General features: G+C 60.0%; 18 protein-coding genes. 7 read left to right on the top strand and 11 right to left on the bottom strand.

The window, feature by feature from the left end; translation table 11 throughout:
* Positions 1-8 precede the first annotated feature (8 nt).
* The 3 genes from WA845_RS11020 to WA845_RS11010 all read right to left on the bottom strand — a co-directional run bounded on the left by WA845_RS11020 (position 9) and on the right by WA845_RS11010 (position 3644).
* Complete coding sequence (locus tag WA845_RS11020) at positions 9-1196, bottom strand: amidohydrolase (RefSeq protein ID WP_112553704.1); 1188 nt, start codon at positions 1194-1196, stop codon at positions 9-11.
* Positions 1197-1275: 79 nt separating this feature from the next.
* Positions 1276-2616, bottom strand: a complete 1341-nt coding sequence (locus WA845_RS11015) for an LLM class flavin-dependent oxidoreductase (RefSeq protein WP_004445454.1) — start codon at positions 2614-2616, stop codon at positions 1276-1278.
* A 23-nt stretch (positions 2617-2639) separates the two neighbouring features.
* Complete coding sequence (locus WA845_RS11010; RefSeq protein WP_035206909.1) at positions 2640-3644, bottom strand: LLM class flavin-dependent oxidoreductase; 1005 nt, start codon at positions 3642-3644, stop codon at positions 2640-2642.
* Positions 3645-3946: 302 nt separating this feature from the next.
* On the opposite strand from WA845_RS11010, the gene WA845_RS11005 reads away from it, so the two are divergent.
* Complete coding sequence (locus tag WA845_RS11005) at positions 3947-4396, top strand: RrF2 family transcriptional regulator (RefSeq protein ID WP_337322325.1); 450 nt, start codon at positions 3947-3949, stop codon at positions 4394-4396.
* Positions 4397-4426: 30 nt separating this feature from the next.
* Here WA845_RS11005 and WA845_RS11000 read toward each other — a convergent pair whose 3' ends face one another.
* From WA845_RS11000 to WA845_RS10980, 5 genes are all read right to left on the bottom strand, one after another.
* On the bottom strand, positions 4427-5371 hold the full coding sequence (locus tag WA845_RS11000) for an acyl-CoA dehydrogenase family protein (protein ID WP_112553702.1): 945 nt from the start codon (positions 5369-5371) through the stop codon (positions 4427-4429).
* A gap of 48 nt (positions 5372-5419) precedes the next feature.
* Positions 5420-5965, bottom strand: a complete 546-nt coding sequence (locus WA845_RS10995; protein ID WP_004445459.1) for a flavin reductase family protein — start codon at positions 5963-5965, stop codon at positions 5420-5422.
* Positions 5966-6145: 180 nt separating this feature from the next.
* Entirely contained in the window at positions 6146-7315 is a 1170-nt protein-coding gene (gene ssuD, locus WA845_RS10990; RefSeq protein ID WP_006698427.1) for an FMNH2-dependent alkanesulfonate monooxygenase, read from the bottom strand.
* Positions 7316-7482: 167 nt separating this feature from the next.
* Positions 7483-7680, bottom strand: coding sequence for a hypothetical protein (locus WA845_RS10985; RefSeq protein ID WP_004445462.1), 198 nt, complete (start codon positions 7678-7680; stop codon positions 7483-7485).
* Between the two features lie 189 nt (positions 7681-7869).
* Positions 7870-8472 carry an alpha/beta hydrolase gene (locus WA845_RS10980; RefSeq protein ID WP_006698429.1) on the bottom strand — a complete coding sequence of 201 codons (603 nt, stop codon included), beginning with the start codon at positions 8470-8472 and terminating at the stop codon, positions 7870-7872.
* Positions 8473-8868: 396 nt separating this feature from the next.
* Here WA845_RS10980 and WA845_RS10975 point away from each other — a divergent pair, with 396 nt between their 5' ends.
* The gene (locus WA845_RS10975) at positions 8869-9939 is read left to right on the top strand and encodes an LLM class flavin-dependent oxidoreductase (RefSeq protein ID WP_006698430.1); all 1071 of its coding nucleotides are present in this window, start codon (positions 8869-8871) and stop codon (positions 9937-9939) included.
* A 57-nt stretch (positions 9940-9996) separates the two neighbouring features.
* Here the strand turns inward: WA845_RS10975 and WA845_RS10970 are convergent, their stop codons facing one another.
* From WA845_RS10970 to WA845_RS10960, 3 genes are all read right to left on the bottom strand, one after another.
* On the bottom strand, positions 9997-11175 hold the full coding sequence (locus WA845_RS10970; RefSeq protein WP_337322324.1) for an acyl-CoA dehydrogenase family protein: 1179 nt from the start codon (positions 11173-11175) through the stop codon (positions 9997-9999).
* Positions 11172-12203 (bottom strand): ABC transporter substrate-binding protein, encoded by a 1032-nt coding sequence (locus WA845_RS10965; protein ID WP_337322323.1) that lies wholly within the window; start codon positions 12201-12203, stop codon positions 11172-11174. The genes WA845_RS10970 and WA845_RS10965 overlap by 4 nt, the downstream gene beginning before the upstream one ends.
* 109 nt (positions 12204-12312) lie before the next feature.
* Positions 12313-13920 carry an ABC transporter substrate-binding protein gene (locus tag WA845_RS10960; protein ID WP_037091315.1) on the bottom strand — a complete coding sequence of 536 codons (1608 nt, stop codon included), beginning with the start codon at positions 13918-13920 and terminating at the stop codon, positions 12313-12315.
* 269 nt (positions 13921-14189) lie between these two features.
* Between WA845_RS10960 and WA845_RS10955 the strand changes: the two genes are divergently transcribed.
* From WA845_RS10955 to WA845_RS10935, 5 genes are read left to right on the top strand one after another with little or no spacing between them, the layout of a single operon-like run.
* Positions 14190-15179, top strand: a complete 990-nt coding sequence (locus WA845_RS10955; protein ID WP_004445474.1) for an ABC transporter permease — start codon at positions 14190-14192, stop codon at positions 15177-15179.
* On the top strand, positions 15176-16171 hold the full coding sequence (locus WA845_RS10950) for an ABC transporter permease (protein WP_004445477.1): 996 nt from the start codon (positions 15176-15178) through the stop codon (positions 16169-16171). Before WA845_RS10955 ends, WA845_RS10950 begins: the two co-directional genes overlap by 4 nt.
* Entirely contained in the window at positions 16168-17166 is a 999-nt protein-coding gene (locus tag WA845_RS10945; protein ID WP_004445479.1) for an ABC transporter ATP-binding protein, read from the top strand. The genes WA845_RS10950 and WA845_RS10945 overlap by 4 nt, the downstream gene beginning before the upstream one ends.
* Entirely contained in the window at positions 17144-18079 is a 936-nt protein-coding gene (locus WA845_RS10940; protein WP_064263469.1) for an ABC transporter ATP-binding protein, read from the top strand. Before WA845_RS10945 ends, WA845_RS10940 begins: the two co-directional genes overlap by 23 nt.
* An 18-nt stretch (positions 18080-18097) precedes the next feature.
* Positions 18098-19153, top strand: a complete 1056-nt coding sequence (locus WA845_RS10935) for an aldo/keto reductase (protein ID WP_035206891.1) — start codon at positions 18098-18100, stop codon at positions 19151-19153.
* Positions 19154-19218 lie beyond the last annotated feature (65 nt).

The following is a 19218-nucleotide window of genomic DNA, read 5'->3' as shown; positions in this document are numbered from 1 at the left end:
ATTTTGCGTCAGGAGAGGTAGTCTTCCGCCAGACGCACCCAGAAGCGCGCCGCAGGCGCGATGATCGTATCGTTGAAATCATAGTGAGGGCTGTGCAGCGGCGCGCTGTCGCCATTGCCGACGAAGAGATAGGAACCAGGCCGCTCCTGCAGCATGAAGGCGAAATCCTCGCTCGCCGTTCTCGGCTGAAAGCTCTCGGCGATCTGTCCTGGCGGGAAGTGCCGTCTGGCGACATCTTGGGCGAAAGCCGTCTGCACGGCATGATTGATGACGGGCGGAAAACCCCGTGCATAAGCAACCTTGGCCTTTGCGCCAAAGCTTTCCGCCTGCGCCTTTGCCAGCGCCGGAAGCCGCTCCTCCAGCCTGTCGCGCACGACCGGCGAGAAGGCGCGCGCAGTGATCTGCAGTTCGACGCTCTCGGGAATGACATTCGAAGCCGTCCCGCCATGAATGGAGCCAACCGTCAGCACCGCCATCTCGCGCGGATCGACATTGCGTGAAACGATGCTTTGCAGCGCGGTGACGAAGCTTGCCGAGGCGAGAACCGGGTCGACCGTTTCGTGCGGCGCTGCCCCGTGTCCGCCCCTGCCGACAATCCGCACCTTCGCCTTGTCGACGGAGGCCATTGCAGGACCTTCAACGAAACCGAACTGGCCCGCCTCGACACCTGGCCAGTTATGCAGGCCAAAGACGGCGTCGACCGGAAAGCGTTCGAACAGCCGGTCCTTTATCATCGCCCTCGCGCCGGCGCCGATTTCCTCGGCGGGCTGGAAGATCAGTGTCAACGTGCCGGAAAAACTCGAGGTCTCGGCAAGATAACGGGCTGCTGCGAGCAGGATGGTCGTATGGCCGTCGTGACCGCAGGCATGCATGACACCCGGCGTGTCGCTGGCATAGGCAAGGCCGGTTTCCTCGGCAATGGGCAGCGCGTCGATATCGGCGCGAATACCGAGGCGTTTTTCGCCATGGCCGCGCTTGAGGGTCGCCACAACGCCATGGCCGCCGACGCCCTCCGTCACCTCATATCCGAAGGACAGAAGATAACGGGCGATGAGAGCGGCCGTGCGTTTCTCCTTCAGCGAGAGCTCCGGATGCCGGTGGAGATCGTGCCGGATGGCAATGCTCTCCTCGATGAAGGCAAGGATTCCCCGTTCGGCGTCGTCCTGCGGACGCGCGCCGTCAATGTGGATGTTCATGGTTCTATCTCCTGCACGACCCTTTTAAGCGCCGCGTCCTGAAAGTCTGCGCCGGCCGGGTCGCCCTCCGGCCGCGATCTTATGCGATGGCCTTGTCCGAACCGCTTTCGCCGCGGGTGTAGACGCTTTCCCGGAAAGGCAGCCCGAGATGGTCGCGCAGCGTCGCCCCGTCCAGATGCGGATCGAAATAACCCCGCCGCTGCAGCACAGGAATGACAAGGCGGATAAAATCATCCAGCCCTTCGGCGATCACGGGAAAACCGAGAATGAAGCCGTCCGCAGCGTCGTGCTCCACCCAGCGGATGATTTCGTCAGCCACCTTGTCCGGTGTGCCGATGAAGCCTTCACGCGGGGTCGCCGCCTCCAGTGCAGCCTCGCGCAGCGTCTGGTTCTTTTCCTTGGCGCGACGCTTGATGCGGTCGGTCGTTGAACGGAAACTGTTCTTGCCGATATCGCCCAGGTCAGGGAAAGGCTCATCCAGCGGATAGACGCTGAAATCATGATGATCGAAGAAGCGGCCGAGATAGGCGAGCGCCTCCTCGATTGTGATGAGGTTGCGGATGACGTCGTATTTCGCCTCCGCTTCTTCCTGGGTCTCGCCGACAATCGGACCGATGCCTGGGAAGATCTTCACATCGGCAGCGGACCTGCCCTGCGCGACGGCACTCTGCTTGACTCGCTTCAGGAAGGTCTGGTTTTCCTCAAGTGAAGCGGAATTGGTGAAGACCGCATCAGCGTGTTTGCCCGCAAGACCGATGCCGGCATCGGATGAGCCGGCCTGAAACACTACCGGCTGCCCCTGCGGCGAACGCTGGATGTTCAAGGGGCCTTCCACCTGGAAAAAGCGGCCCTTATGGCCGAGGGTGTGAAGTTTGGTGCGGTCGAAAAATTGTCCCGTCTCACGGTTGCGCACAAAGGCATCATCGTCCCAGCTGTCCCACAGACCCTTGATGACTTCGAGATATTCGTCGGCAATCTCATAACGCAGCGCATGTTCAGGATGATTGCGGCTGTAGTTCTTCGCCGTGCCTTCGAGAGGTGTCGTCACCGCATTCCATCCGGCGCGGCCACCGCTCAGGAGATCGAGCGAAGCAAACTGGCGGGCGATGGTGAAGGGGTCGCTATAGGAGGTCGAAACGGTTCCGGCGAGACCGATCTTCGAGGTCACCGCGGCCAGCGCTGAAAGGATCGTCAGCGGCTCGAACCGGTTGAGGAAATGAGGGATCGACTTTTCGTTGATGTAAAGCCCGTCCGCCACGAAAGCGAAGGCGATACCGGCCGCCTCCGCCTTCAACGCATTCTTCCTGAAAAACTCGAAATTGACGCTGGCGTCAACTGGGCTTTTGGGATGCCGCCAGGCGTTCATATGCCCGCCGGGGCCCTGAAGCATGATGCCGAAACGGATTTTCTTTCTCGTCATGTCATTTCCTCCTGAGGACTAAATCACGCCGCCCGGGAAAGGCGGTGCGTGGCCAAGAGTTCGATCGAGGCAAGCCGCTGATCGGCCCCGACATGCGGCGGCTCGATGATGAATTCCTCGATGCCGTGCTCTTCGGAAAGCGCGCGAAGCGCCTTGTGAATATCCTCCGGCCCGCCATGCAGGACATTGGGCTTGCGCTCCTCGATGCGGTAATCAGCATCGCCGGACTGGCGGGCAAATTCCTCCGCCTGTTCACGCCGGCCCAGATTGAAGGCCCTGCCATCACTGAGGAACACCCGGTAAATGCGCTGACCTTCGACCTGCCGCGCGGCATGAGCGGGGTCGCTGGCAGCAAACGCTGACAGGGCAAGGACCGGGGCGACGCCGCCGCTTTCTTCACGGAAAGCCGAAAGGCTGCGGCGGAGAACCTCCACGTCGCCATTGAGATGGCCGGCAAAAACGAAATTCCACCCGCGTGAAGCGGCAAGCCTTGCGCTTTCCGGGCTGGCGCCGAGCAGGAATCGTTCCGCAGCGACCGGCGGTACGGGAGTTGCCCGCAATCCGGCCTGCGCGTGTTCGTGCGGCGCCGCGCCGGACAGGAATGTGGTAAGCTCGCCGAAGGCCGCTTCAAAATCCGGTTTGCGGGCAGGATCATAGGCCTGCTGCAAGGCTGACGTCGCGAGCGGCAGCCCGCCCGGTGTCTTACCGATGCCGAGATCAACCCGGCCAGGAGCGAGCGACGACAGAACGTTGAAAACCTCGGCAACCTTGTAAGGGCTGTAGTGCTGCAGCATGACACCGCCTGAGCCGACGCGGATGTGGGAGGTCTTCGCCAATATCCACGCAACCAGCGCTTCCGGCGCGGACCCGGCTAGTTCCGGCGAATTGTGATGCTCGGCCACCCAGAAACGGCGGTAGCCCAGCTCTTCGGCACGTCTGGCGAGATTGATCGTGTCGCGGAATGCACTCGCCGCGTCCTCACCCGTTGGAACAGGGCTCTTGTCCAGCAAACTGAGCGTATACATCATCACCTCGCGTGTCTTTGATGCATACTTTGTCTACGGATTTTATATACTAATAAAGGATGATCGTTCCACGTTGCGGCGCGATGAGAGAAAATATTGTTTTCAGTGGTGTCTCGGAAAGCCGGCGCAGGCGGGAGGCATCCGCAACGCGGAGGTCACCTCAAAATAACGTGGCAATTGGCCGCTTTCAGCACCAAACGAAGGCGAAACGGGCTTGCGCCGAAATTCGGTAAAAACTACTTAGTAACTCAGGAATAATATGGCGAGGCGCTGTAAAATGTGCCGTCTCTCTTTCGGATCATGTGATGTTGACCAAAAAAGGCAAATACGGACTAAAGGCACTTGTCGATCTGGCGCGGTTGCCCCAGGGCGAAACCGCCTTCGTGACAGAGATTGCGAGCCGTAACAACATCCCGAAAAAATTTCTCGACACCATTCTTCTGGAACTGCGCAATAGCGGAATCCTGCGCTCCAAGAAGGGGCCCAATGGCGGTTATTCACTGTCGAAAATGCCGTCGGAAATCATGATCGGCCAGGTTATCCGCACGCTGGACGGTCCTCTGGCGCCCATCCGCTGCGCAAGTCGCACAGCCTTTGAAGCCTGTGACGACTGCGATGATCCGGAGACCTGTCAGGTCAGACTTTCGATGACGGACGTGCGTGACGCCATCGCAACGATTCTGGACAATATGACGCTTGCGCAATTCGTGGAGAAGGACGGGCAGCACGCCCACGCCATTCCGGCCGGTCAATAGATTTCGAACGGTCGGTCATTCGCGATCTACTCATTGCCTGCGCAGATCGTCCTCCAGCGAAGCGATCAATCCGTCTTCGCTGACGCCTTCGACAAGACCGAGGCGCGCCATCAGGATTTCAAGCGTGATGGCATTGTTGCGAACCGAGCGAAAGGTGACGTTTTCTGCACCAACCTGTGCCGCATCGATATTGGCCGCAAGGCTTGCTATCTGCGCCCTCAGGAGTTCGATGGCGAGAAATACTTCCCCTATGACGGGTCGCGCCGCACTCTTATCCGCCAGCCTGTCGATCAGCAGGGACGAAAGCTCACCCTGCTTTTGTCCCAACGCCACTGCGGCCCTCAAAAGTGTTGAAACGGAAGTGGCCAGATTTCCGGCGCCCTGAGCCAGGAACACAACCTGATCGGCACGCAACAGACCCTCCCACGACGTATTGGGGCGATTGCGCAAGACGATAAGCAAGGGCTGCCCGGACGTATTGACCGCTGGCACGACGATCCAGTCCGCGTCGCCCCTCACCGACCCAACAACGTCGTCGGGAAGCCGCAGGGCATAGTCGTCTTCCGTCACCGTAACCGCTTGGTCCAGATTCGCGGCAGACGTTGCCAGTCCGAATGTCTCGCCAAGATCGAGACGGGCGAAAAGCGCCCTGCGCTGCTCTTCGCTGCCCGCATTCCTGATGAACTCAAGGGCAGTGAAATGTTCAACGAGGCCCTGCGCCGCCTCGGCATCGGCTGCTGATATAATGGCAAGCGCCTGTGACAGAATGTCATTGGTGATATCCGCTCCACCGAGCTCCGTTGGAACGGAAAGAGCGAGAAGGCCGGAACGGGCAATGCGAGCGTGGATGTGTCCTGGACTTTCAACCCCGCAGTTCGCGGCGATTGCCCGTGCGACGGTCAGCACATCGATATCCGCGCCAAGGCGTGGAGGAACGAAACGAAGTCTTTCGCCGAGAGGCGTGACGGATCCCATGCTCAACTCCCTCAAACAATGACAAAGTAACGCGCCGGCGGCCGACGCTTAACCCAGCGAATGATAACGCCCGTTCTGATAGACCAGCGAGTAGCCGGAGCCGACGCGGATCGCCTCCACCTTGCCGATCACGATGACATGGCTATGCCGTTCGATCGCTTCCTCAATGGTGCAGTCGATCGCCGCGACAGCATCCTCGAGGATGGGCGCGCCGCTCGCCAGCCGGGTCCATTCAGCACCGCGATAACGATCCGCACCCTTCAGGCCGCCGATGCCGGCGAACTGGTTGGCGATGAACTGATGGTTGGGGCCGATGATGTTCACGGCGAGATGACCGAAACGCTGCACGACCGGCCATGTGGACGAGGAGCGATTGAGCGCGACAAGAATTCTGGGGGGATCGACCGACAGCGCCGTGGCCGAGGTTACGGTCGCACCCGTTCGGGCCTCCCCTTCCCCCGCCGTGATCACGCTGACGCCGCCGCCCAGTGTTCTCAGCGCCGCCTTGAGGCTGTCGGCATCCGGAGCCTTGCCGGCAACGGGGTCACGGAGATTGATGAATTGTTGATCCTTGGCCGCATATTGCAATGTCATCGGTGGCTCCTGAAAAAGCTGATTTGTTCAATAGCTAACAGCGGCGATGGGGTGGGAAACAGGCACCTTTTTCCATAATGACAAAATTCTATAGAAATAATGTTTTATATGCTTCTGCGCCGTTGCAGCCTGCCGCAGGATACGAGGCGGAAGAAGAATGGCCTGCCTTTCGCAGGCCATTCAGGACCCGGATACAAGCTTGACGTTGCCGCCATGGCCACCGCCGCCAAAGACCTGCTTTGTTCCGAATGACGAGCGGATCTGATCGCGCGGTCCGCCGAGCCCGATTTCCGGGAACAACAGTTCGGAAACGCGATAGGCTTCCTCGAGATGAGGATAACCGGACGCAATGACGGTATCGATGCCGAGCGCCTGATATTCCCGCAGTCTCGCCGCAACCGTCTTCGGCGAACCGACCAGCGCCGTGCCGGCGCCCGAACGGACGAGCCCGATGCCCGCCCACAGGTTCGGGGAAACCTCGAGCCGGTCGCGTCGGCCGTTGTGCAACGCCTGCATCCGCGCTTGCCCGACGGAATCCGACGCTTTGGAGAATACTTCCTGAGCAGACGCAATGGTCTCGTCGGAGAGCTTCGAAATCAGCCTGTCGGCATCGGCCCAGGCCTCCTCGTCGGTTTCACGCACGATGAAATGCAGGCGAATGCCGAAGGTTACCTCGCGGCCCTTTTTGGCGGCGGCCGCACGTACCTTGGCGATTTTTTCAGCGACCTGTGCCGGCGGCTCGCCCCAGGTGAGATATTTGTCGGTGATACCAGCCGAAAACTCGATGCCGGCATCGGAAGAGCCGCCGAAATAAAGCGGCGGGCGCGGCTCCTGAACCGGCGGCAGGCCGAGCCTTGCGTCCACCGCCTTGATATATTTGCCGTCCAGGCTCCCCTTGCCGGTTTCGATCAGTGAATTGAAAACCTGGAAGAACTCGTCGGCATGGTCGTAACGTTCGTCATGCGGCAGGAAAATGCCGTCGCCGCCCAGTTCCTGCGCGCTGCCGCCAACCACAATGTTGAGAAGCAGCCGTCCATGGGAAACACGATCAAGCGTGGAGGCCAGCCGGGCATAATAGGCGGGTGACGCAACGCCCGGACGGATGGCAACGAGGAATTTCAGCTTCTCGGTATAAGCCGCAAGATTGGCCGCGAGAATAAAGGATTCCTCGCAGGCGACGCCGGTTGGAATGAGCACGCCGGAATAACCCAGCCGATCGGCAGCCTGCGCGATTTCGCGAAAATAGCCGGGATCGGCAGGACGCGCGAGATCGTCGGAGCCCAGATAACTACCGTCGCCCGACGAGGGAATGAACCAAAGAAAATCGAGGGGTTTGTCGGCTGTGCTCATCGGCTGGTCCTTTGCAATCCGCCCTTCGGGCAATGCGTTTGATCATAAAGGGTAGCCAATTCCCCGGCGCGTTTAAGAAATTTTGTTCCAATTTCCATTCGGCATGGAGAGTTTCTCTCCCGGATAACCCGCCTTGCGAAGCGAAACGAAGCCTTCGCCAATAGCCGTCAGAAGACCGGGTAAAGGCCAAGCATTGCAAAATTCATTTCGCAGATTTCTTCCCGCTCGAGTTCGAGATCGCTTTTTTCTCGCCTGATACGTCCGGAATGGTCCAAGGGATGAAGGCTGACCTGTTCCTCGTCACGCGGCTGACGCCGGGTCAAACCGAACAGATCGAAAGTAAACGCATGAAGTCCCTGTGGCATGTGCGCCTCCTTTGCTCTACTCACTCCATCCTCAGGCGATCATCCAAAATCGTCAATATTTTCGATAAAATTACTATTCTATAATTAGAGGATCATCGGCAAATGTCGACCAAGCTTGCAGCGTGACGGAAAAAATCCGTTTCCGACGGCCAATGGCAGGACATGAACCGCAAACGACCACTCTTCTCTTCAAAAATACGCATCACTGAGCGCAGTCAGTGTGTTCGACCTCGATCGGGTCCTCGCCTTTGCGGGTGCGTTACCCATCTTCAGCCGTTCGAGCAGAGCATAACCCTCGGGCCATCGTCCGTAGCCGCTGGCAATATTGATATGCCCGACGGCGCCGAGATTGATGAGATCGCTCCCCCACAGGCTGGCACTGCGCGAGAGCTCTTCGGCATCCATGTAGGGATCGTTCATACTGCCCACGACGAGGCTCGGAAAAGCAAGCGGCTGCTGCGGAAATGCGCCGAACCGCACAATACAGGGATGCATCGCCTCCACGCGGTCGAGATGAGCGGGTGCAACCAGAAGCGCGCCCCTGATCTTTGCGGCGGAGGGTCGAGACGCCATATTCGCCACCAACAGGCAACCGAGGCTGTGGGCGACGACATAAGCACTTTCGACGGTCGCCAGCGCTGCCTCCAGACGGTCAAGCCAGTCGTCGAGAACCGGGCATTGCCAATTGTCCTGATCAACCAGTTGGGCATCGGGATCATCCAGCAACCAATGTCGCTGCCAGTGCCCTTCATCCGAACCATTCAGGCCAGGAACAATCAAGGTGGTACACATGCCTGCTCCGTAGGTTGTGTGCGAGTGCACCAAGCATGGTGAATTTTATGATTCCAGTCGACTATCGCCTTGCTCACCTTTTGGATGCACGAGGAAAAACGATCCAGACAAATCCGATAGTTCAGAAAATACGTTCTCGGTCCCCAAGATAATGTCCGTAAGAGGAAATCATTTGCTCAGATTTTTTATATAGAAAATATGTGCAATTTAGGCTTTCCAGACGGAAAGCTTTTCCTCTGCCGGACAACAAAAGAAACGTCGCTGCTTCGCCGGGCCGTCGCCGCTTTGCCATTCTCGCACGTGGGTAGGCTTGCGCTTCCCGTAGCCCAAGTGGCAGAGGCCGGGCTTTGGCAGAGCCGCTCCGCCGCACCACGAACGAAAATTCAGGCGGATAATGTGAGCAGCACGAGCGAATTTCTCTGGTACATCCCCAATGACGTCAAACCCGGTCACCGTGGCGATGCCGTCAGCGATAATCACAACAGTCTCGACACGTTGACGGGCCATGCCAGGGCGCTTGAAACCCATGGCTGGAAAGGCGCGCTGGTCGGCACGGGTTGGGGAAGACCCGACACTTTCACGGTGGCGGCGGCGCTTACTGCGCGCACCACCACATTCGAACCGCTGATCGCCATCCGCCCCGGCTACTGGAAACCGGCCAACCTCGCATCGGCAGCCGCCACCCTCGACCAGCTTTCGGGTGGCAGGGTCAGGATCAATATCGTCTCCGGCAGGGATGAGCTTGCGGCCTATGGCGACGAAGAAGGCGATCAGGCGCAGCGTTATGCCCGCACGAAAGAATTCATGCGGCTGGTGCGGCGGCTCTGGACGGAGGAAAACGTCTCATTCGAAGGTGAGCATTTCCGGGTGAAGAACTCCACTGTCCTGCCGCGCATCGCGCCGCGCGAAGGCAGGCCGCATCCCAAACTCTATTTCGGCGGCGCTTCCGAAGCAGCCGAGCAGGTTGCCGCAACCGAGGCCGACGTGCAGCTTTTCTGGGGAGAGCCGCTCGCCGGTGTGCGTGAGCGGATAGAACGGCTCAGGTACCTCAGTGAAACGCTCGGCCGCGATCTGCCGCCGCTGCAATTCGGCCTGCGGATCACCACGCTGGTGCGCGAAACGACCGCCGAGGCGTGGCGCGATGCGGAAGCAAAGGTTGCCGAGATGGCCGCAAACAATGGCGTGCGCTGGAACGACCATCTTCAGGCAGTCGCAGTCGGCCAGCGCCGCCTTCTGGACTTGCACCGGCAGAGCGACGTGCTGGACGACAATCTTTACACCGCTCCGGGCAAATTTGGTGGCGGCGGCGCCGGTACGACGTGGCTTGTAGGATCAGCGGAAGATGTCGCAACGTCGCTCAAGAAGTATCGTGCGTTGGGGATCACCCATTTCGTGCTGTCCGATACGCCCTATCTGAAAGAAATTGAGCGGCAGGGCGACAGGCTGCTGCCGCTGCTGCGGGATTGATGCGGTGACGCTGCCGGGCGACCCTGCTGAAACAGGACCGCCCAATGCCTTCTCCGGTCAGCCACCGGCTGCCTTGATGCTCTGGCGGCCAAGGATCGTACGGATCATATGGCTCTGCGGCGCATGCGCCCGTGCCGTGATGGCATCGCGGTGATGGCGCTCAAGATGGTAGTCCCGGCGCAGGCCGCGATTGCCGCCCAGTTCCAGAGCCAGATCCGTCACCGCCACCGCATTGTCAATCACGACATGGCGAACGGCCAGTGCATCGGTTCCCACTCTCTCCCCCACATCGATATCCCGGGCGACGGAGGCAAGCAGGCGTCTGTTCGCCGCCAGCAATACTTCGATCTGACCGAGACCTTCCTGAATGCGGGGGATGGAGGACAGCGGTGCCCCGAGACTCGCCGGAACATGGCCATTAAGATGGCGCAGCAGATCGTCCCGCGCCGAGAGCGCGACGCCGTGATAGACGGAAGCCAGCAGCACGAAGAAATTGTAACCGTCCACTTCATCGCGCCGCAGCGGCTCATCCGCCGGTTGCTCGGCCACGATATCGGCAAGTGGCACCCTGACGTCCTCCAACACCAGATCATGACTGGCGGTGGCATACATGCCGGTCGCTTCCCATGCCTTTTCCTGGGTGATTCCAGTCGCGTCGAGAGGAACCAGAAGCTGGATGAGGCGCGGCGTCTCTTCCGTCGTCACGGCAAGCACGATCGCCCATTTCAGGCCCGGCAGGCCAGTCACGAAGCTCTTGCGGCCATTGACCACCCAGACATCGCCCTCAATTCGCGCCGTTGTTTCCGGCAGGCCGCCATGGGCCGGCGAACCGACACCCGGCTCTGCCTGCGCGTTGTTGAGGAGTGCCAATTCCCGGCCATTGGCGGCCAGCACCCTTGCGGCCAGTGCCGCCGGCCACTTGCCGCGCCGGATCGCGGCATGGACGCTATAATGCATGGCGAGGATGAGAGCGGTCGATGGATCGCCCTTGGCGATGGTTGTGATGACGGCATGGGTCGTTTCCATGCCCTCGCCCCAGCCGCCATCCTTCTCAGCCGTGACAAGACCGAGCAGGCCTGATTTGAAAAGCGCCTCGAAATTACCCGCAGCGAATTCACCGCTTTTGTCATGGTCCGCAGCCGTCAGGCTGAAATCTTCGGCAAGCGCGGTTGCCAGTGCCACGGGATCGCCTCGCTGCGCCGGCGCCTTCGGAACGGCGGAAAGTGCGGCGCTCATGCCACCGCCCTTTCATTCGCCGTAACGAAACGATCATCGATCCAGTCCTCAAGATTGAAGTCGTTTTCGAGAAAGCCCCACTGGTGCAGGAAGTCCTTGTAATGGCCCACGGCACCGACAAGCTCGGCATCGAGGCCAAGGCCAAGATGGCGGTGAACCTCCGCGCCGTTGGCGGCCAGAACCTGTTCTTCCGTCGCGCCAGCCTCACGCGCGATGAAACGACGCGTCTCCTCGGGGTGCTGCTCCGCCCAGAGCGAGGCTTTGCCGATGGCGGCAACCAGCCGCTCGACCAGATCGGGACGCTCATCGGCAAGCCGCCCATCCACCGTCAACACCCGGGGTGAACCGGAATTGATGCGTATCTTCGGATCGGAGTGAAAACCGAACTCCGCAACCTGCACCGCACCGATCAGGTTCGCGGCGGCGATGCCAGCCGTTCCCTTGACAAAAATCGCATCGACCTCGCCCCGCAGGAGCGCGATGATCTCTTCGCCGAAAGATTGCCGGCGCTTCAGGCCGAACAGCGACGGCCCCTCCTGCGAGGCGAGCACCGAATCCTTGATGACAATATCTGTGAGTTCGATATCCCCGACCTTCAGCCCTTCCAGCGAGAGCGCCGAAACGATGCCCTTCAGCGCCGTCGCCCGCATGAAATCGACGATGCCCTCCGGCCGGCGCGGCACGCCGAAACGGCGACCGACGAGATCGGCAAGCGAACGGATACCGGTTTCCGGCAGGGTAATGATCGCCTGAAACTCATCCGTCCACGTCACCCCGATGAGACGCGTATTGCGCCCTTCCGAGCGGGCACGGATGGGCGGCACATTGCCGCCATGGCGGAACGACCATTCCAGCGTGTGGTTGAAATGGCTCTGGCGAACGGAGCGGTCAGGTGAGTCGATGATGGATTTCAGCGCTATGCCGGCCTCTTTGAAGGTCTGCTCGAGATAACCCAGCTGCGCCGCGAGCCCCACTGGCGTGGGCACCGGGCAGCGTGTGTACCAGATTTCAGAAAGTGACGTGCTCATGGAATGGCCTCAATGAAACGATGGCACCGGAAAGCGAAGCTGCGGCGCCCGTCGGCTGAAGGGAGACATCCCGGCCCGCCGCAAGGGCGAGCCGGGTCTGGTGAGACGATCAGGATGCGGCGATATGCGCGAAGGCGAGGCTTCCCGCCACACCTTCGGCACCGATGGTGTGATCGGCGATACGTTTGTTGTAGATGGTGATTTCAGGTGCTGCGACGATGTCGATGGCCGGCACGTCCTCGACGAGGATCTGCTGGATCTCCTTCCATTGCGCAACGCGCTTGTCGGGATCGATCTCGATGGCGGCCGCTTCAAGAAGTGCATCCACCTTGGGATTGCTGTAAGCCGCGCCATTGGAGAAAGGCACGCCCTTCTTGAAGTTCTTCGACCAATAAAGCCGCTGCACACCCACGGTCGGATCAAAGAGATTGCTCATGCCCTCATAGGCAAAATCGAAGTCGCGATCCGTGTAGATACGCTTGGTGTAGGTGGCGAAGTCCTGCGTGCGCACCGTCACATCAACGCCGACTTTCGCCAGCGCTTGGCGAATATAATCTGCGCCGCGGGGATAGGCCTCGGTGCTCGGCACGTAATCCAGATTGAGCTTGAAACGGATGCCATCGGCACCGCGCTTGTATCCGGCCTCATCGAGCAGCGCTTCGGCGGCCTTCAGATCGATCGGATAGGTCTTCAGATCATCCACGAACCATTTCGTGAGCTTCGGATTGATTGGCCCGGTGATCGTCGCGCCGTAACCATAGTTGACGGTGTTGAAGATGACGTTGCGGTCGATGACATGCGCGAAGGCGCGGCGGACACGGACATCCTTAAAGACATCCTTTTCAAGGTTGAACTCCACGCGGCTGATCGAGTTGGTATATTGATAGCCATTGGTCTCGAAGCCGAGGCTCGGAAGCTCCTTCAAACGATCGAGATCGCTATAGGCAACCGGCGTGCTGGGCGCGAGATCGATTTCGCCGGTTTCAATGGCAATCGCGCGGGCGGAAGCATCAGGAATGAAGCGAACGATGAGCTTGTCGAGATAGGGGCGCGGCGCATCCCAATAATCGGCATTGCGCTCGAAAACGATATGGCTGCCGCGTACCCATTCCTTGAACTTGAACGGGCCGGTGCCAACGGGTGCGAGATTGACCGGGTTTTCGGTCACTTTCGTCCCTTCATAGAGGTGTTTCGGCACGATCGGCGTTTCAGCGGCGGCGAGCGCCGTAATGAGGTAGGGCGCGGGCTTGGAAAGCACCAGCACCGCCGTCAGCTCGTCCGGCGTCTCGACGGCAGTCAGATTGAGGAATGTGTTGCGGCCGCGCGGATGCACTTCCTTGATGGCGTTGATGGAGAACGCCACATCGGCGGATGTGAAGGGCTTGCCGTCATGCCATTTAACGCCGGGTCTCAGCTTGAAGGTGTAACGCAGGCCATCCGCGCTCACATCCCATGATTTTGCCAGCAGCGGCTTGGGATTGAGATCGAAATCATAGGTCAGCAGACCCTCGGTGACCTTCGGTGATATATAGACGGAATTATAGGCCGTGTGCGCAATCGTCGTCAGCACCGGCGGTTCCGACGAGATAAGCAACGTGGCTGTTCCGCCACTGGCAGGCTCTGCCGCGCGAAGCTTCAGCCCAGGCAAAGACACCACGCCAAGGGCGACCGACGCCAGCAGAAATCCCCGCCGCGTCGTCTGGTTGAAAACAGTCATGCGATACCCTCTCCTTGATTGAACCGGCAAAAAACCGGCGAAACTGAACTCTTGCGCTTGGGAAGAAGTTTGTTCCTCGGACGAGAACGAGATTGGGATAGTGAACCAACCATTCTCAATAATGGGAATTATCTTTTCTTTATGGCGCTATTTTCCGTAAATTTCAGAAAATAATTCTATTACTCTTTGACAAATTCCATAAAATTAGTCAACTAATGTCTGTGCCTTCACCGGCGGATTTATGTTTTAACGATTGCGGACTGGAGCCGATGTCAAATTCGAAAAGGATTTTATCGCAGGCGAAACGGGTGGCCATTCAGGCCGTCCCGACGGTTCTCGGTATCGTCATTCTGAACTTCTTCCTGCTGCAGTTAGCGCCGGGCGATGCCGCAGATGTGCTGGCTGCGGAAGCGGGTTCGGCGACCGTCGAAACCATGGCGGAAATCCGCAATCGTTTCGGGCTGGACCTGCCGGTCCTGCACCAGCTGATGAATTATCTCGGCAATCTCGCCCAGTTCAGCCTCGGATTTTCGCCGCGCTACGGCATGCCGGTGGCTGATCTCATCGGTCAGCGCCTGCCGGGCACGCTTGCCTTGATGGGCGCGGCGCTCGGCATTGCGATTTTCGTCGGCGTGTTTCTCGGCTCCATCATGGCGCTTTTTTCCGGCAAGCTGCCGGATCGGATCATTTCCATCGGCTCGCTGATCTTTTATTCCGTACCCGGTTTCTGGATCGGGTTGATGCTGATCCTTACCTTTTCGGTGAAGCTCGGCTGGCTTCCCTCGGGCGGCGACAGCACCATTGGCAGCAGCCTCACCGGGTTTTCCGCCCTGCTGGACCGGCTCCGCTATATTGTCCTCCCCGCCCTGTCGCTGGCACTTTATTTTCTGGCGATCTATGCCCGCCTCACCCGCGCGGCGATGCTCGAGGTGAAGTCGCAGGACTATGTGCGCACCGCTCGTGCCAAGGGCGTTTCACCGATCAGGCTGACCACACGCCACATTCTGCGCAATGCGCTGATCCCCATCACAACCATGGCCGGCATGCATATTGGCGGCCTGCTTGGTGGTGCTGTCGTGGTCGAAACCGTATTCAGCTGGCCCGGCCTTGGCCGCCTTGCTTTCGAAGCCGTCATGGCGCGGGATTTCAGCGTTCTGCTCGGCATTCTGCTTCTCTCCTCCCTCGTCGTTATCATCGTCAATGCAGCCGTGGACCTGTTGCAGGCATGGCTTGACCCCCGCATTGGAGAAAGCCGATGAATTCCTCCCATACATCAGCGGTTCTCGACACGGCCGAACTCGGCGCTGAAGAAACCAGCCCCAAACCGAAGAAGCCCGAAGAAAAGACCTGGCCCTATATCCATGCGCCGGATGCGCTCTCGGCCCGTTCCGTTTCCGTGCCCCGGCGCGGCCTGCGGCGGGAACTGAAAATCTTCCTCACCAATCCCAACGCCATCGTGGGGCTGCTGTTTCTCGCGACCGTCATCGTTACCGCGCTGATCGCCCCCTTGATCTATCCCGGCGATCCCCTGGAAATGGTGGCCCGCCCGTTCCTGTGGCCCGGCCAGAACGCGGCCTATCCGCTTGGCACAGATTCCATGGGCCGGGATGTTCTGGCGGGCATCGTGCATGGTGCGCGCATCTCACTCACCGTCGGTGTCGTGGCGACACTGATCGGGCTCACCATCGGCATCGCCGTTGGCGCTTTCGCCGGTTATTTCGGCGGCATCATTGACGATATCCTCGTCAAGCTGATCGAAATCTTCCAGACCTTGCCCAACTTTGTGCTGCTGGTCGTGCTCGTCGCCATCGCCCAGCCTTCAGTCACTACGGTCACCTCGGCGATCGGCATCATCACCTGGCCACTGGTGGCACGCCTCACCCGCGCCGAATTCCGCGCCATCCGCGAGAAGGACTACGTGCTTGCCGCGCGCAGCCTCGGTTACGGCCATGCGCGCATCGTGTTTCAGGAAATCCTGCCCAACGCGCTGCCGCCGATCATCGTCACCTCCTCGGTCATGGTGGCGGGCGCAATCCTCATGGAAGCAGCACTTTCCTTCATGGGCCTTGGCGACCCCAACCGCGTTTCCTGGGGTTCGATGATCGGATCCGGCCGCGATGTCATCCGCACCGCCTGGTATCTGACCGCCCTTCCCGGCCTCGCCATCGTCTTCACCGTCATTTCGCTGAACCTCATCAGCGATGGCCTCAACGATGCGCTCAACCCCCGTTTTTCGGAGGAACGCCGATGAGCAAACTGATTGAAGTCCATGACCTCTCCGTCAGCTTCGGCTCTGCCCAGCCCGTCAAAGGCGTCAGTTTCGATGTCAGCCCCGGTGAAATGCTCGCGATCGTCGGCGAGAGCGGCTCGGGCAAATCCCTGACGGCGCTCGGCCTGATCGGCCTCCTGCCCTCCCACGCCAAGACGGGCGGGCGGGTTCTGCTCGAAGGGCGCGATCTGCTGCCGCTTTCGGAAAAACAATGGCGCGGCATTCGCGGTCGCGATATCGGCATGATCTTTCAGGAGCCTATGACCTCGCTGAACCCGGTTCTGACCGTTGGCGAACAGATCATCGAGGTGCTGCGCATCCATGAGAAGATCGATCGACATCAGGCCCGCAAACGGGCCATTGAGCTCCTAGACCTCGTCAATATTCCCGATGCCAGCCGTAGAGTGGATGATTATCCGCACCAGCTGTCCGGCGGTATGCGTCAGCGCGTGATGATCGCCATCGGCGTTGCCTGTAATCCGAAACTGCTGATCGCCGACGAGGCAACGACGGCGCTCGACGTGACGATACAGGCGCAGATACTCCAGCTGCTCGACAATCTGCGCCGTGATCTCAACATGGCCGTCATCCTCATCACCCACGATCTCGGCATCGTGGCGCAATGGGCGGACCGGGTGATGGTGATGTATGCCGGACGCAAGGTGGAGGAAGGGCTGCCGGAACCGGTTTTCTCCACTCCCTACCACCCCTATACGCGCGGCCTGCTTGCCGCCTCGCCGCGCGCCGAAGACGGCCAGCATTATCGCGACGGACCGCTCATCGAGATTCCCGGCTCCATCGTTTCCGCCACGGGGGAACGCGGTTGCGCCTTCCGGCCGCGCTGTCCGAGCGCCCGCGGCTTCTGCGGGCAGTATGTACCACCGCTGAGGCAGATTTCAGACGGCCGTTACGCCGCCTGCCCCTTCGTTGCTCCAACATCTCAGGAGATACCCAATGGCGCTCTTGTCGGTGCATAGTCTTTCCACCCATTATACGGGCGGACGCGGCACGGTGCGCGCCGTCGATGACGTGTCGCTCGATATCGAGGCGGGTGAAACCGTTGCCCTGGTGGGCGAATCCGGTTGCGGCAAGTCTTCGCTCGGCAAGTCCCTGATGCGACTGGTCGAACCGTCTTCCGGCAGGATCACCTTCAAGGGTGCGGATGTGACCGCAATGACATCGTCCGAACTGCGCGGCATTCGCCGCCGCATCCAGATGATCTTTCAGGATCCTTTTGCCTCGCTCAATCCCCGCCAGACGGTGCGCACCATCCTTACCGGGCCGTTGAAGGTCCATGGCATAGGAGACCGGGCGCGCCAGCGGGAGATCGTTGAAGCCATCGTCGCGCAGGTGGGCCTGCCGGCGGATTCACTCGACCGTTATCCGCATGAATTCTCGGGCGGCCAGCGCCAGCGTATCGGCATTGCCCGCGCACTTGTTCTGGAACCGGAACTGGTCGTCTGCGACGAGCCGGTCTCGGCGCTCGATCTTTCGATACAGGCGCAGATTCTCAATCTCCTGGTGGAGATGAAGAGGCGACTTTCGCTGTCCTATCTCTTCGTCTCGCACGACCTTTCCGTGGTGCGTTATTTCTCCGATCGTGTGCTGGTCATGTATCTTGGCAAGATCGTTGAAAGCGCGCCCACATCGGAACTCTGGGCATCCCCGAAACACCCCTATACCCGCGCGCTTCTCGCCGCCGTTCCGGATCCCGCCCGCCGCAAGCAGGCGGCCCCCATTTCGGGCGATCTGCCGAGCCCGCACAATCCGCCATCCGGCTGCCGGTTCCATACACGCTGCCCGCTCGCCACAGATCTCTGTCGCGAAAAAGCACCTGACTATACCCTTTTCGGCAAGAACCACGCCGTGGCCTGCCACCATGCCCAATAAACTGAAGGAGCAACCATAATGGTCGACTATCGCTATCTCGGACGCAGCGCGCTGAAAGTTTCACCGCTGAGCCTCGGCACGATGATGTTCGGAGGCCCAACGCCGGATGACGTGGCCTTCCGCATCATCGACAAGGCTCGCGAACAGGGCATCAATTTCATCGACACCGCCGATGTCTATCACGACGGCAAGTCGGAAGAAGTCGTCGGTCGCGGTATCAAGTCCAGTCGCGATCACTGGGTGCTGGCGACGAAATTCGTCAACTCCCATACCAAGGGCCCGAACCTTGGCGGCCATTCGCGCAAATGGGTGATCGAAACGGTCGAAAATTCGCTGCGCCGCCTCAACACCGATTATATTGACATCCTCTATTTCCACCGCGCCGTTTTCGATGCGCCGCTGGAAGAGCCGGTGCGCGCCATTGCCGACCTCATCCGCGCCGGCAAGCTGCGTTATTTCGGCGTGTCGAATTTCCGCGGCTGGCGCATCGCCGAAATTTCGCATCTGGCCGACCAGCTCGGCATCGACCGACCGGTTGCTAGCCAGCCGCTCTACAACATCGTCAACCGTACGGCCGAAGCCGAGCAGTTGCCGGCGGCCAATCATTACGGCCTTGGCGTAGTCTCCTATTCGCCCCTCGCCCGCGGCGTGCTGACCGGCAAATACCAGCCTGGCGAACAGCCCGGCGCCGATACCCGCGTTGGCCGTGGCGACAAGCGCGTTTTGGAAACGGAATGGCGTCCGGAATCGGTCGAGATCGCCCAGAAGGTCGCAGCCCATGCCGCTTCGAAGGGTGTTTCGGCGGCGGATTTTGCACTCGCCTGGGTGCTGAACAATAAGTTCGTCACCGCCGCCATCACTGGCCCGCGCACCGAAGAGCATTGGGACGGATATATTCGCGCACTCGATGTGAAGATCGATGCGGAAGATGAAGCGTTGGTCGACAGCCTCGTCACGACAGGCCATCCCTCCACACCCGGTTTCAACGATCCGAGCCACCCCGTCGAAGGCCGTGTGCCGCGCAATCTTGAAGCCGCGCACCGCCCGGCGCTCAAGCCGCGCGCGGTCGCCTGATCGTCCAGAAGAACATGCCTGCGGCGCGCTGTGCCGCAGGCCCCGACATCCGCTCAGGGAAAACC

Source organism: Agrobacterium sp. CMT1 (assembly GCF_037203725.1).
Classification (GTDB): domain Bacteria; phylum Pseudomonadota; class Alphaproteobacteria; order Rhizobiales; family Rhizobiaceae; genus Agrobacterium; species Agrobacterium pusense.
The sequence above is the reverse complement of the archived record's forward strand: the minus strand, read 5'-3'. Positions and strand labels throughout refer to the sequence as shown.